The organism is Glycomyces amatae (assembly GCF_020991375.1).
In the GTDB taxonomy this organism is placed as follows: Bacteria; Actinomycetota; Actinomycetes; order Mycobacteriales; family Micromonosporaceae; genus Glycomyces; species Glycomyces amatae.
This window is the reverse complement of sequence record NZ_JAJLQZ010000016.1, coordinates 99,884-114,139: the sequence shown is the minus strand read 5'-3', so window position 1 is coordinate 114,139 and position 14,256 is coordinate 99,884. Positions and strand designations below refer to the sequence as shown.

The following is a 14,256-nucleotide window of genomic DNA, read 5'->3' as shown; positions in this document are numbered from 1 at the left end:
GCTAGGCCTTCTTGGTCTCCCAGAAGATCGCGGCGATCTCGTCGATCTTGGCGAGCAGGTCGTCGGCGACCTGCGGGTCCGCGTGGCCCTTGGTGCCGGCCGCGCCCGCGAGCTTCGTCGCCTCGTTGACGAGCGTGTGCAGCTGCGGGTACTTCTCGAAGTGCGGCGGCTTGAAGTAGTCGGTCCACAGCACCCACAGGTGCTCCTTGACCAGGTTCGACCGCTGCTCCTTGATGATCAGGGCGCGGGTGCGGAACTCAGGGTCCTCGTTGGCCTGGTACTTCTCGCTGATGGCCTTGACCGACTCCGCTTCGATGCGCGCCTGCGCCGGGTCGTAGACCCCGCACGGCAGGTCGCAGTGAGCCGAAGCCGAGATCTGCGGCAGCAGCCGCTTGAACAGAGGCTTGAACATGGGCCCCTCCAGCTTCTTTCCGGTGAGTGTGATTCCACCGCCGACCCTACCTCTCCCGACGCCCGTTTCGGTCCGGCCCCTAGAGTTAGAGACGCGACACTGCTTTCCGCCGAACACCATGATGGACAGTGCAATGGCCGCTCGACCGCACGGCGGCCCGCCAGCTGCGCCAAGACCGGAGGTCGACCCGATGCTCGCCGCATACGCCCGCAACGTGAACCCCGAAGACCCCTTCTCGGCCCTCTCGGTGGGTGAGATCGACCCGCCGGAGACGCCCGCGGACTGGACCCGCGTCGAACTCGTCGCCGCCTCGGTCAACCACCACGACCTCTGGTCCCTCCAGGGCGTGGGCCTGCGCGCCGACCAGTGCCCGATGATCCTCGGGACCGACGCGGTCGGGCGGACCGCCGAGGGCGACGAGGTCGTCGTCTACCCCGTCATCGCCGACGCCTCCCTCGCGGACGAGACCCTCGACCCGAAGCGGACGCTCCTGTCCGAACTCCACCCGGGCACCCTCGCCGAGCACGTCTCGGTGCCCTCGCGCAACCTCCTGCCGGTCCCGAAGGGCTGGACCGCCGCCGAGGCCGCGTGCCTGCCCACCGCCTACCTCACGGCCTGGCGGATGCTCACCACCCGGGGCCGCCTGCCCGGCAGCGCCCCCGACGGCGGCGGCGCCGTGCTCGTGCAGGGCACCGGCGGCGGCGTCGCGACCGCCGCGATCGTCCTCGCCAAGGCCCTCGGCGCCCGCGTGTACGCCACCGGGCGCAGCCCCGAGCGCCGCGAGCGGGCCGCCGAGCTCGGCGCGGTCCCCGTCGAACCCGACGGCCGCCTGCCCGAGCGGGTGGACATCGTCGTCGACTCCGTCGGCGAGCCGGTCATGGAGCACTCGATCAAGTCGCTCAAACCGGGCGGCCGCCTGGTCAACTGCGGCGTCACCGGCGGCCACGCGCCGCAGGTCGACCTGCGCCACGTCTTCTTCAAGCAGCTGGAGATCCTCGGGTCGACCATGGGCACCCGCGAGGAGCTGGCCGAGCTGCTGCTGTTCTGCGCCGAGAGCGGCCTGCGGCCCGTGATCGACTCGACCCACGCCCTCGAGGACGCCGAGGGCGCCCTGCGCCGCCTCGCCTCGGGGGAGTCGTTCGGGAAGGTCGTGGTGCTGCGCTAGCACCACACCGCTGTAACCGCCGCCGGGTCGGATGGACGACAGCGGGACCGGTTTCTGCGCCGTTCCGCCACGTGCCGGCCCCGCCCGCCCCCACCCTGTAGTGGACGCCGCCGCGAGCGCCTCCGCGCCCGCCGGCGTCGTCGCCGAGCGCCCGCCGAAGGGAAGGGGCGGGCGCCGAGGGCAGGGGGAGAGCGGCCATGTCGGTAATGGGTCGGGTCAAGGGCGGGCTCAGATCCGCCGCCGGGAGCACCTGGGGGGTCACGAAGAAGCTCCTGGTACGGATCGCGATCGCCGCGGCCATCACGGCCGTGGCCGTCGCCCTGGCCAGGCACGGGGAGAGCGTCTCGTCGCACGGGACGGGCACCGGCGCCTCGGGGACCGAGGCGCACCCGATCGCGGCGCGCCACGCGATCCTCTCCGAGGGCTGGAGCCGCGAGCAGTCGCTGGCGTGCGCGTACACGGTCGAGGCCACGTTCGGCGTCTCGATCTTCACCGAGACCGACATGGGCGCGCGCCGGCTCATCCGCCTGCACAACCGGACCGAGGTCAACGGCGCGTGCGACCCGGTCGAGGGCGGCAGGACCATCGGCTGCGCGGGCCTGCAATGGGAGACGCAGTGGGTCCGGATCCAGTCCGGCGACACCGTCGGGTACGCGCCGGCCTCGTGCCTGGTCAAGGAGGGGGTGTGGTGATCGCGGCGGCTCCGGGAACACCGCGGCGCTGAAGCGCCGACACCGCACACCGGGCGGGTCCATGCCCGGAGGCGCCGAGAGGCGGGACGCGACATTGCGCGTCCCGCCTCTTTCACCGGGGGGAGCCTATTTCAGGCCGACGCCGGCGACGCCCTTGACAATCTGCTTCTGGAACAGCATGAACACGATCAGCAGCGGCAGCGCGCCGAGGACCGCGGCGGCCATGTTCTGGGCGTAGAACAGGCCGTAGCCGCCCGCGACGACGCCGAGGCCGACCGGCAGGGTCATGATCGAGGGGTCGTTGGCGACCAGCAGCGGCCACAGGAAGTTGTTCCAGGAGCCGATGAAGGTGAAGATGCCGACGGCCGCCAGGATCGGGCCCGACAGCGGCAGGACGACGCTCCACAGCGTCCGCAGGTGCCCCGCGCCGTCGAGGCGGGCGGCCTCCTCGTAGTCGCGGGGGACGGCGTCGAAGAACCGCTTGAGGATGAAGATCATCACCGGGGCGACCACCTGCGGCAGCGCCAGGCCCCAGTAGGTGTCGACCATCTTCAGGGAGCTGACGACGTCGAACAGCGGGATGATGAGCGCCTGCGGCGGCACCATGATCCCGGCCAGGATCACCGCGTAGACGACCTTCTTGCCCGGGAAGTCGAGCCGCGAGAAGCCGTAGGCGGCGAGCACGCACAGCACGAGGGTCAGGACGGTCACGATCGTGGAGACCACCGTGGAGTTGACCATCCACGTGACGTGGTCGCCGCGCTCGAACAGGACCCGGTAGCCCTCGAGGGACCACTCCGGGGGGATCCACCGGACGGGCTGGCCGAGGCTGGCGTCGGTCTCGGTCTTGAACGAGGTGGACAGGGCCCACAGGAACGGCACCAGCCACAGCAGGGCCAGGAAGAAGGCCGCGAAGTAGACCAGGGCGGTGCCGACGGTGAGCCGGCGGCGCCGGCGCCCGGGGGGACGGGGTTCGGTCTCGGAGGGGCGCGCCTCCGTCTGCGTCTGCATGGCGGTCACGTCAGTCCTCCTTCCTTGACATCAGGCGGAACTGGACGAGGGCCACGAGCAGGATGAAGAAGAAGAGGATGTAGGACAGCGCCGAGGCGTAGCCGACCCTCAGTCCGGTGAAGCCGGAGTTGTACATGTACTGGATGAAGACGTTCTCCGGCGAGAGGTTCATGCCGCCTCCGGCCATCAGGTAGTACTGGTCGAAGATGCGCAGCGAGGCGATCAGCTGGAGCACGATGACGAGCGCGGTGGTGCGACCCAGCAGCGGCAGGGTGATGCCCCACAGCTTCTGGAGCGAGTTCGCGCCGTCGATGTCGGCGGCCTCGTAGACCTCGGCCGGGATGGTCTGGAGCGCCGCCAGGTAGAGCAGGAAGTTGAAGCCGAGGGTCCACCACACGGTGGTGATGACGACCGAGGCCATCGAGTCCTCCTGGAAGACCCACAGGTGGTCGGCGCCCAGGCCCCATTCGCCCAGGTAGTGGTTGAACAGGCCGCCGGCGGGCTGGTACATCCAGACCCAGACCATGGTGACCACGGAGACGGGGATGACGAACGGCGCGAAGAACGACAGCCGCAGGAACCAGCCCAGTTTGCGGGCGCGGTGCGCCAGCAGGGCGAACGCGAGGCCGAGGACCACGAGCGGGGGCGTGCTGAGGAGGGTGAACCACGCGGTGTTCCACAGCGAGTCCCAGGCCTTCTCGTCGCCGAACGCCTCGGCCCAGTTGTCCAGGCCGATCCAGGAGACGGGGCGGCCGGTGAGGCTCTTGTCGGTGAAGGAGTAGTACAGGCCGAGCAGCATCGGCCAGAGCATGAAGACGGCGTAGACGGCGGTGAACGGGAGGACGAACCACAGCCCCAGCCACGAGCGGCGCTTGGGGGCCCGCGCCGCGGTCGGCGGCGGCTGCTCCGCCGTCGGCGCCGCGGCGGGCGCTTCGGTGTCAGTAGTCATGAGAGAGGTCCCTATGAATCGTTCTAATCGATCGGGTTGGGGAGTTCGACCAGCGTCTGCGCCCGCTGCTTGACGGCCTCCAGCGCGTCCTCGGGGCGGGTGTTGCCCGCGTAGACGCCCGCGAGGACCTGGGCGACCTCGTCGGCCAGGCGCGCGGCCGAGCCCGAGAACCAGACCTGGGGGTCGAACTGGACGTTGTCGACCACGCCCGCGTACTCGGCGTTGGGCTCGAGCTCCTGGTACTCGGCGCTCTCGGTGACCGGCAGGTAGGCCGGGGTGTGCCCGGCCCCCGCGCCCCACTGGAAGCTGTGCCGGAGCATCCAGGAGACGTACTCGATCGTGGCCGCCCGCCCCTCCTCGGACCAGGTGTTGTGCCTGGGCAGCACGTAGGTGTGGCAGTCGCCCTGGGTGCGGCGGTTGCCGAAGAAGTCGGGCATCTCGCACATGGAGAAGTCGAGTCCCTGGGCCTCGTTGAACGCCCGGAAGCGGGTGATCTCCCAGTTGCCGACCTGGACGAGGCCGCCGAGGCCGTTCTCGAAGTTCGCGGCGGTCGCGCCGCCGTCGGAGATGCGGGGGCACAGGCCCTCCTCGGCCATGCGCCACATGACGTCGATGGCGGTGAGGGCCTTGTCGTCGTCGAGCTCGAAGCCGTCCTCGTGGAAGGTCCACTCGCCGTCCTGCTGGCGGTACCAGGCCCAGAACTGGCGCCATCCGGCGTTCGTGTCGAGCGAGGTGCCGTACTCGCCGGTGACGTCCTTGACGGCCCGCAGGAGGTCGAAGTACTCCTCGACGCCGTGGGTCTCCAGGAGGGTGCCGTCGGCGTTGAGCACCCCGGCCTGCTCGCAGACGGTGCGGTTGTAGTAGTTCACCAGGGCGTGGGTGTCGATCGGCACGGCGTAGAGCCGGTCGTCGACGAAGCAGCGTTCCCAGATGGCGGTCGGGAAGTCCTGGGGGTCGAGGCCCGCCGCGACGAGCTCGTCGAGCTCGATGGCCTCCAGGAGCGTGTCGGGGGAGAGGCTCTCGAGCCGCGAGAGGTGGATGGTGGCGACGTCGGCGGCGTTGCCGCCGGAGGCGCCCATGACCAGCTTGGTGTAGAACGGGGTGCCCCAGGCGAAGGTGGTGGCCTTGAGCTCGATCCCGGTCTCGTCCATGAACTGGCGGTGCATGTCGGTCATGATGGCGCCGTCGGAGCCGGCCAGGAGGTTCCACTGCTTGACCGTGGTCTGGCCGCTGAAGGCGTCCGTGGCCGAGCCGCAGCCGGCCAGGCCGATGCCGGCGGCGGCCGCCGTCCCCGTGAGGAGCGCCCGCCTGGACAGGGATCCAGGTGGCGAGGGATGGTTCGGCATCAATGCATCACTCCAATGTGATTCTTTGTCGGGACGGCCGTACGAAGGGTGGGCCGCCCTGTCATTGTTACCGTTCTCATCAGTGGAGTCAAGAGTGTGCATATATAGAAACCGCTGCCAGTGGGGCTGACGTGCCCACCTGTCCGAATATTTTTCGGAAAACGCGGACGGGGGAGGCCTCAGGCCTCCCCCGTCCGCGTCGTCGTACTACTGCGGCTGCGGCACCGCCACGTCGACCAGCGCCTGCTGCTCGACCTCGTGGACCTTCGGCGAGCCGGTGGACGGCGCGGCGGCGGCCGGGCGGGAGATGCGGCGCAGGTGGACCCCGCCGAGCTGCTCCAGCAGGTTGAGCGCGATGTGCGACCAGGCGCCCTGGTTCGCCGGCTCCTCCTGGACCCACGCGGTGTCGGTCGCGTTCGGGAACGCCCCGAGGGCGCTCTTGAGCTCCTCGGCCGGGAGCGGGTACAGCTGCTCGACCCGCAGGATCGCGGTGTCGGCGACGCCGCGGTTCTTGCGGGCGGCGGCCAGGTCGTAGTAGACCTTGCCCGAGCACAGCAGGACCCGCTCGACGTCCTCGGCGCGGATCTCGCCGCTCGCGACGGCCGGGTCCTGGAGGACCGGGTGGAAGCGGCCGCCGGTGAACTCGTCGAGCTGGCTGACCGCGGCCTTGTGGCGCAGCAGCGACTTCGGCGTGAACACCACCAGCGGCTTCTTGACCGGGTCGAGGGCCTGGCGCCGCAGCAGGTGGAAGTAGTTGGCCGGGCTCGTGGAGTTGACCACGCGCATGTTCTCGTCGGCGCACAGCTGGAGGAACCGCTCGATGCGCCCCGAGGTGTGGTCGGGGCCGGCGCCCTCGTGGCCGTGCGGCAGCAGCAGGGTCACACCGGAGTGCTGGCCCCACTTGACCTCGCCCGAGGAGATGAACTCGTCGATGATGGTCTGGGCGCCGTCGACGAAGTCGCCGAACTGGGCCTCCCAGGCGACCAGCATCTCGGGGTTCTCCACCGAGTAGCCGTACTCGAAGCCGAGCGCGGCGAACTCCGAGAGCAGCGAGTCGTAGATGAAGAACTTCGCGGTGCGCTCGCCCAGGTGCGCCAGCGGCGTGTACTCCTCGCCGGTGGCCTGGTCGATGACCACGGCGTGGCGCTGCACGAACGTGCCGCGCCGCGAGTCCTGCCCGGCGAGGCGGACCGGCTTGCCCTGCATCAGGAGCGACCCGAACGCGAGCGTCTCGGCGAACGCCCAGTCGACGGTGCCCGACACGGACATCTCGCTGCGCTTCTCCAGGACCTTGCGGACGGCCTTGTGCGGCCCGAAGCCCTCGGGGAGGGTCGTGTGGGCCTTGCCGATCATCGCGATGGTCTCGGCGTCCACGGAGGTGTCGACGTCGGCCGCCGGCTCGGGCTGGTGGCGCCACGGCAGCGGACCGGTCTGCCCCGACAGGGCCTCCTTGGTCTCGCGGAACACCCGCTCCAGCTGCGCCTGGTAGTCCGCCAGGGCCTCCTCGGCGTCCTCCATGGTGATGTCGCCGCGGCCGATGAGCGCCCTGGTGTAGAGCTTGCGGACCGACTGCTTGCCGTCGATGACCTCGTACATCTGCGGGTTGGTCATCTTCGGGTCGTCGCCCTCGTTGTGCCCGCGGCGCCGGTAGCAGACCATGTCGATGACGACGTCCTTGCGGAACTGCTGGCGGTAGGCGAAGGCGAGCTTGGCGACCTCGCACACGGCCTCGGGGTCGTCCCCGTTGACGTGGAAGATCGGCGCCTGGATCATGCGCGCGACGTCGGTGCAGTACAGCGACGAGCGCGAGTGCGACGGGGCGGTGGTGAAGCCGACCTGGTTGTTCACGACCACGTGCACGGTGCCGCCGGTGCGGTAGCCGCGCAGCTGCGACAGGTTCAGCGTCTCTGCCACCACGCCCTGGCCCGCGAAGGCCGCGTCGCCGTGGATGGCCACGGGCATGACGGTGAAGCCCTGCTCGCCCAGGTCCAGGCGGTCCTGCTTGGCGCGGACGATGCCCTCCAGGACCGGGTTCACGGCCTCCAGGTGCGAGGGGTTGGCCGCGACCGACACGACGGTCTCGGACTTCCCGTCCGGGGAGGTGAACTTGCCGGTCAGGCCCAGGTGGTACTTGACGTCGCCGGAGCCGCCGATGCTCTTGGGGTCGATGTGCCCCTCGAACTCGGTGAAGATCTTGGAGAGCTTCTTGCCCACGATGTTGGCCAGCACGTTCAGGCGCCCGCGGTGCGGCATCCCGATGACGACCTCGTCGATCGCGGCGCCGGCGGCCTCGTTGAGGACCCGGTCGAGCAGCGGGATGAGCGACTCGCCGCCCTCGAGGCTGAACCGCTTCTGGCCCACGAACTTGGTCTGGAGGAACGTCTCGAAGGCCTCGGCGGCGTTGAGGCGCCCGAGGATGTGCTTCTGCTCCTCGACCTTCGGCTTCTCGAACGGCACCTCGATGCGCCGCTGGATCCAGGCCCGCTCCTCGGGGTCCTGGATGTGCATGTACTCCACGCCGACGCGGCGGCAGTAGGAGTCGCGCAGGACGCCGAGGATGTCGCGCAGCTTCATGCGCTGCTGGCCCGCGAACCCGCCGACCGGGAAGGTCCGGTCCAGGTCCCACAGGGTCAGGCCGTGCGACAGGATGTCCAGGTCGGGGTGGCGGCGGATCTCGTAGTGCAGCGGGTTGGTGTCGGCCATGAGGTGGCCGCGGACCCGGTAGGCGTGGATGAGCTCGATGACCCGCGCGGTCTTGTCGATCTGGCCCTCGTGCGTCTTGGAGACGTCGCGGACCCAGCGGACCGGCTCGTAGGGGATCAGCAGCGAGCGGAAGACCTCGTCGAAGAAGTCGTCGCCGAGCAGCAGCTTGTGCAGCGTGGCCAGGAACTGGCCGGACTCGGCCCCCTGGATGATCCGGTGGTCGTAGGTCGAGGTCACCGTCATGATCCGGGAGACGCCCAGGTCGGAGAGGGTCTCGTCGGAGGCCCCGGCGAACTCGGCGGGCACCTCCATGGCGCCGACGCCGACGATGAGGCCCTGGCCCTGCATCAGGCGCGGCACGGAGTGGACGGTGCCGATGCCGCCTGGGTTGGTCAGCGTCAGCGTCGCCCCCGCGTGGTCCTCCATCGTGAGCTTGTTGCCGCGGGCCTTGCGGACCAGGTCCTCGTAGGCCTGCCAGAACTCGCGGAAGTCCATCGACTCGCAGTGCTTGATGGAGGGCACCACGAGCGTGCGGGTGCCGTCGGGCTTGGCGAGGTCGATGGCGAGGCCCAGGTTGACGTGCTCGGGGGTGACCAGCTGCGGCTTGCCGTCGATCTCCTTGTAGGAGGCGTTCATGCCCGGGTGCGCCTTGACCGCCTGCACCAGCGCGTAGCCGATGAGGTGCGTGAAGGAGACCTTCCCGCCCTGGCCGCGCTTGAGGTGGTTGTTGATGACGATCCGGTTGTCGAACAGGAGCTTCGCGGGGACCGCCCGGACCGAGGTCGCGGTGGGGATCTCCAGTGAAGCGTCCATGTTCTGGGCTACCTTGGCCGCGACGCCTTTGAGCGGCTTGGTGCCGGGTTCGTTCACGACGGGATCCGCTTTCTTCGCTGATGGTGGGGCCGCAGCGGCAGGGGCGGGCGCGGCCTCGGCGGGCGCGGCCTTCGGTGCGGGCTCCGGTTCCGGAGTGGGCGCGGGCGTGGCCCGGGCGGCGGGCGCCGCCTCGGCTGGCTCGGCCTTCGCCCCGTCCGCGGACGGCTGCTCGTCGTTGAACTGCGCGGTCGTCGGATCGCCCCCGAAGAACTCGCGCCACCCGGCGCTCACACTGTCGGGGTTTTCGCGGTAACGCTCATACATCTCGTTGACCAGCCACTCATTGGCACCGAAATCGGTCAACGGGCTGCCCGGAGTCGCACTCGACACGACTGAATCGCCTCTTCTTTGACGCTGCGTGGACGGGGACGGCAGTCCCCGGACTCAAGGGTAACCGGGGGGAGGAAAAAGTGTAGTACCGGCAACGCCGTTGCGGAGCCGATCACTCGGGACGGTGCGAACGCACTGCGCAGCAGGGCGAAAGGGGTGCGAGTCTCGTTCGCCACAGCGGCGTTTCGCGCCGCCGGGCGGGGCCTGGACGACGAGGCCGCCGCCCCTCGCGGGACGGCGGCCTCCTGTCGGTCGGGACGGCGGCGCGGGCTAGCCGGCCGCGGAGCGCTCCTTGTTCGCGAACGTCTCGGTGGGCTCCTCCAGGAGCTCCTCGGCGCCGACGACGGTGAAGAGGCGCGTGATGAAGCGGTTGGGATTGACGACCGCCAGCGCCACGCCCATCTCGCGGGCGATGCGGTAGGCGACCACGATGGTGCCGATACCGGTCGAGTCGAGGACCGTCACCTTGGCGACGTCGACCCGGATGGCGGTGGCTCCGCCCGCCTCGAGGGCGTTGGTGATCGTCTCGCGGATCTGGGGCGCGGTCGCGTAGTCGACCTCGCCTGCCAGCTCGACGGTGACGACCCCGGCGTCGGTCGTGGCGGTCTCGATGGACAACGTCATGAACTCACCTGATTCGGTAGGGTGCCCCGGCCCGAGCACATGGGCCCCGCTCGGACGGCGAAGCCCAGCCTCGGCTGCGACACAAAGTCTATCCGACGGTGACGACGGAAAACACCTCACGCGAGGTCGTTTCCCGCGAACCCGCCCGCCACCGGGACGAAGGTCACCCGACAGTGTCCCCCGTCCGTGCCCCTCCGCCTGTGCCCCCGCCTGGAGCGCGACAGTCGCGGCTTGGCGCGCCCTGCGCGGCGGCGTATGCTTCAGAACCACCTTGTGACCTGCGGAGCCCTGACCCGCCGACCCTGTGAGAGGCATATGCCGCTTTCCACTGGCCAGCCGAGCACCGAGACCGAGGCCACCCTCCTCGTCGTCGAGGACGAGGAGAACATCTGCGAGCTGCTGGCGACCTCCCTGCGCTACGCCGGCTTCGCCGTCCACGCCGTCGGCACCGGTGACGAGGCCCTCCGCTCCATCGCCCGCCACCGCCCCGACCTGGTCGTCCTCGACGTCAACCTCCCCGACTTCGACGGCTTCGAGGTCGTGCGCCGGATGCGCTCGGGCTCCGACCACACCCCCGTGCTGTTCCTCACCGCCCGCGACGACACCGCCGACACCGTCACCGGCCTCTCGGTCGGCGGCGACGACTACATCACCAAGCCCTTCGCGCTCGAGGAGGTCGTCGCCCGCATCCGCGCCGTCCTGCGCCGCTCCGCCGGCGAGCTGCCCCGCCCCTCCCGCCTCCAGTACGCCGACCTCGAACTCGACGAGGAGACCCACGAGGTCTGGCGCGCCGGCAAGGCCGTGCAGCTCTCGCCCACCGAGTTCAAGCTCCTGCGCTACTTCATGATCAACGCCGGGCGCGTCCTCTCCAAGGCCCAGATCCTCGACCACGTGTGGCGCTACGACTTCCGCGGCGACGACGGCATCGTCGAGTCCTACGTCTCCTACCTGCGCCGCAAGATCGACACCGGCGAGCCCAAACTCATCCAGACCCTGCGGGGCATCGGCTACGTCCTGCGGGAGCAGCATCGTTGAGCTCACCGCGCGTCCTCGAAGGCGTCCGCGACCGGTGGGACCGCATCCCGCTGCGGGTCCGGCTCACCGCGGCCGTGCTCGTCCTCGTGGCCGGCTCCCTCATCCTCATCAGCGTCTCCACGATCCTGGCGCTGCACTCCTACTTCCTCGGCACCGTCGACGACGAGCTCGAGACCCAGCTGCTCAGCTTCAAGCCCGACCCGTTCGACCTCGACAACTTCGCCGGCTCCGAGGACGGGCCCGCCCTCCGCCCCGAGCAGTACATCTTCACCTACCTCGGCCCCGACGGCAACCGCCTCGACCGGCCCGACAACCGCGCCGACATGCCCGTGTTCGACTACGACGACCTCCAGGCCGCCGGAGGCGAGGCCTTCACCGCCCTCGGCGAGGACGGCACCACCCGCTGGCGCGTGCTGGGCCTGCCCGGCACCCGGGTCGGCACCGGCGACCCCGAGTACGACCCCGGCGCGCACAACCTCCAGGCCGACGCCTACTACATCCTGTCCTACAAGCTCGCGCACTTCGACAAGACCGTCGCCGGGCTCGTCTGGGTCGACCTGCTCATCGGCGCGGGCGTCCTGGCCGGCCTCGCCGCGATCGGCGTCGGACTGGTCCGCGCCAGCCTCTCGCCCCTGCGCCAGATCGAGAACACCGCCGCGATGATCGCCGCGGGGAACTACTCGCGGCGCGTCCCCGAGCACGACCCGAGCACCGAGGTCGGACGGGTCGGCTACGCCATCAACTCGATGCTCACCAAGATCGAGGGCTCGATCCGGGCCCGCGAGTACTCCGAGGAGCGCGCCCACGACTCCGAGGAGCGGATGCGGGAGTTCATCGCCGACGCCTCGCACGAGCTGCGGACGCCGCTGACGAACGTGCGCGGCTACGCCGAGCTGGTGCGCACCAACCCGCAGATGCCCGAGGCCGAGCGCCAGCACTACATCGGGCAGATCGAGGAGGCCGCCAAGCGCATGGGCCTGCTCGTGGGGGACCTGCTGCACCTGGCGCGCCTCGGCCAGGAGCGGCCCGTCGAGACCGAACCGGTCGACCTCGCCGTCCTCGGCCACGAGGCCGTCGCCGCCCACGCGGTCATGTCCGAGGACCACGAGTTCAGCTTCGAGTCCGTCCCGGGCGGGTCGACCGTGGTCGCCGCCGACCGGGCCCGCATGCGCCAGGTCCTCGACAACCTCCTGTCCAACGCGGTCCGGCACACCCCGCCGGGCACGCACGTCAGCGTCGCGATCGCCGCCGACGAGGACGAGACGGTGCGCCTCACCGTCGCCGACGACGGGCCCGGCATGTCCCCGGCGACCGCCGAGCGGGTCTTCGAGCGGTTCTTCCGCGCCGACGCGGTCGTCCACCCCGGGTCCGGACTGGGCCTCGCGATCGTCGCCGCCATCGTCAAGGCCCACGGCGGGACCGTCCAGGTCGCCTCCGAACCCGGCGAGGGCACCGTCTTCACCGTGCGCCTCACCGCCGAGCCGCCCGCCGCCTGAGCGGCCCGCTGTGACTTCTCCAAGGGAGCGCCGCCCGCAGCGGCCGCCGCCGGCCGCGCCGACGCGCGGTTCCGGCCGCCCTGACCAGTGCGCCCGCCCCTGGACGCCGTTCGGATCATTAAAGGGTTTTAAGGCGTTTTCGCAGCGGGCCGAGAGCTGCGACCCGCATGCTTCCTTACATGAGCACCGATGAGAGCACCCAGGGCCCCGAGGGGGCCGAACCGCAGGGCCCCGAGCGGGCCCCCGATGCCGAACGACCGGCCGCACCGAGCCTCCCCCCGGCGACCCCGGGCGGGCCCGCCGCGCCCGTCCACGCCACCGCCCCGCAGCCCGCCGCCCCGCCCCCGCCGCACCACGCCGGCCCGCCCGCCGACCACACCCGCGTCCTCCAGCCCGCCGGGTCGCCCGCCCCGGCCGGCGCCCCGCAGATGGCCGCCCCCGGAGAGGCGCCCGCCTGGCACCCCGCCGGGCCCCCCGTCCCCCCCATGTACCAGCAGCGCCCGCCCGCGCCGCAGGGCCGCGGCCGCGGCAGGCTCGTGGCCGGCGCGCTCGCCCTGGCCCTGATCGCCGGCGGCGCCGGCGGCGCCGCCGGATGGTTCCTGAACGACAACGGCGGCGGGACCACCGTCGTGGAGTCCGTGTCGATGGACGCGGGCAGCGGCATGACCTACACCGAGATCGTCAACAAGGTCAGCCCCTCGGTGGTCACCATCGTGACCGACTCGGCCGAGGGCTCGGGCGTGGTCTACTCCGAGGACGGCTACATCGTCACCAACAACCACGTCGTCGACGGCGCCCAGACGGTCGAGGTCCGCTTCTCCGACGGCACCACCGCCGACGCCGAGATCATCGCCACCGACTCCACGCAGGACCTCGCCGTCATCCAGGTCTCCGGCGTCGACGACCTCACCCCCGTCGCCTTCGGCGACTCCGACGGCATCCAGGTGGGCGACGCCGCCGTCGCGATCGGCTCCCCGCTGGGCCTCGAAGGCACCGTGACCACCGGCATCGTCTCGGCCCTGGACCGGTCCATGACCGTCGCCGGCGAGCAGTCCCAGGGCCTCCAGCAGCAGGGCCAGACCCTCACCGGGCTCCTCCAGACCGACGCGGCGATCAACTCCGGCAACTCCGGCGGCGCGCTCGTCAACGGCAACGGCGAACTCATCGGCATCAACACCGCGATCGCCACCACCGACTCCGGCTCCATCGGCCTGGGCTTCGCGATCCCGTCGAACACCGTGCAGAGCGTCGTCGGGCAGCTCATCGAGAACGGCTCGGTCGAGCAGGGCTACCTCGGCGTCTCGGTGGCCGACACCGACGGCAACGGGGCCATGGTCCTCAGCGTCGAAGGCGGCTCGCCGGCCGAGGCCGCCGGGCTCCAGGAGGGCGACATCATCACCGCCGTCAACGGCGAGCCGATCACCAGCGCCTCCGAAGTGGTCGCGGCCGTCCAGGGCACCGCCTCGGGCACCGAGATCGCCATCACCTACACCAGGGACCAGCAGGAGCAGCAGACCACGGCGACCCTCGCCGCCTCCTGACGCCCCCGGCGCAGCGCCGCGGCCCCGGACGCGAGGTCCGGGGCCGCGATCGTGTCACCGCGCCGCAGAGCGCTGCCTC

At 70.7% G+C, this 14,256-nt stretch carries 11 protein-coding genes; 5 read left to right on the top strand and 6 right to left on the bottom strand.

What is annotated here, in order from left to right; translation table 11 throughout:
* Window position 1: 1 nt before the first annotated feature.
* Window positions 2-412: a superoxide dismutase, Ni gene (gene sodN, locus LO763_RS21295; RefSeq protein WP_255672874.1), complete on the bottom strand. Its 411-nt coding sequence runs from the start codon at window positions 410-412 to the stop codon at window positions 2-4.
* Window positions 413-602: 190 nt separating this feature from the next.
* Here sodN and LO763_RS21290 point away from each other — a divergent pair, with 190 nt between their 5' ends.
* Window positions 603-1,577 carry a zinc-binding dehydrogenase gene (locus tag LO763_RS21290; protein ID WP_230788549.1) on the top strand — a complete coding sequence of 325 codons (975 nt, stop codon included), beginning with the start codon at window positions 603-605 and terminating at the stop codon, window positions 1,575-1,577.
* Window positions 1,578-1,774: 197 nt separating this feature from the next.
* Window positions 1,775-2,269: a hypothetical protein gene (locus LO763_RS21285; RefSeq protein ID WP_230788544.1), complete on the top strand. Its 495-nt coding sequence runs from the start codon at window positions 1,775-1,777 to the stop codon at window positions 2,267-2,269.
* A 126-nt stretch (window positions 2,270-2,395) separates the two neighbouring features.
* Here the strand turns inward: LO763_RS21285 and LO763_RS21280 are convergent, their stop codons facing one another.
* The 5 genes from LO763_RS21280 to LO763_RS21260 all read right to left on the bottom strand — a co-directional run bounded on the left by LO763_RS21280 (window position 2,396) and on the right by LO763_RS21260 (window position 10,105).
* Window positions 2,396-3,280, bottom strand: coding sequence for a carbohydrate ABC transporter permease (locus LO763_RS21280; RefSeq protein ID WP_230788565.1), 885 nt, complete (start codon window positions 3,278-3,280; stop codon window positions 2,396-2,398).
* A gap of 10 nt (window positions 3,281-3,290) precedes the next feature.
* Window positions 3,291-4,229, bottom strand: a complete 939-nt coding sequence (locus tag LO763_RS21275; RefSeq protein ID WP_230788540.1) for a carbohydrate ABC transporter permease — start codon at window positions 4,227-4,229, stop codon at window positions 3,291-3,293.
* Window positions 4,230-4,252: 23 nt separating this feature from the next.
* Entirely contained in the window at window positions 4,253-5,575 is a 1,323-nt protein-coding gene (locus LO763_RS21270) for an extracellular solute-binding protein (protein ID WP_230788539.1), read from the bottom strand.
* A gap of 207 nt (window positions 5,576-5,782) precedes the next feature.
* Window positions 5,783-9,481: a multifunctional oxoglutarate decarboxylase/oxoglutarate dehydrogenase thiamine pyrophosphate-binding subunit/dihydrolipoyllysine-residue succinyltransferase subunit gene (locus LO763_RS21265; protein WP_230788536.1), complete on the bottom strand. Its 3,699-nt coding sequence runs from the start codon at window positions 9,479-9,481 to the stop codon at window positions 5,783-5,785.
* A gap of 270 nt (window positions 9,482-9,751) precedes the next feature.
* Window positions 9,752-10,105 carry an STAS domain-containing protein gene (locus LO763_RS21260; protein ID WP_230788532.1) on the bottom strand — a complete coding sequence of 118 codons (354 nt, stop codon included), beginning with the start codon at window positions 10,103-10,105 and terminating at the stop codon, window positions 9,752-9,754.
* Between the two features lie 315 nt (window positions 10,106-10,420).
* On the opposite strand from LO763_RS21260, the gene LO763_RS21255 reads away from it, so the two are divergent.
* The 3 genes from LO763_RS21255 (at window position 10,421) to LO763_RS29445 (ending at window position 14,177) form a co-directional block, all read left to right on the top strand.
* Complete coding sequence (locus LO763_RS21255) at window positions 10,421-11,140, top strand: response regulator transcription factor (RefSeq protein WP_230788529.1); 720 nt, start codon at window positions 10,421-10,423, stop codon at window positions 11,138-11,140.
* Window positions 11,137-12,636, top strand: a complete 1,500-nt coding sequence (locus tag LO763_RS21250) for a sensor histidine kinase (protein WP_230788527.1) — start codon at window positions 11,137-11,139, stop codon at window positions 12,634-12,636. Before LO763_RS21255 ends, LO763_RS21250 begins: the two co-directional genes overlap by 4 nt.
* A 179-nt stretch (window positions 12,637-12,815) precedes the next feature.
* On the top strand, window positions 12,816-14,177 hold the full coding sequence (locus LO763_RS29445) for a S1C family serine protease (RefSeq protein ID WP_304608858.1): 1,362 nt from the start codon (window positions 12,816-12,818) through the stop codon (window positions 14,175-14,177).
* The last annotated feature ends 79 nt before the right edge of the window (window positions 14,178-14,256 follow it).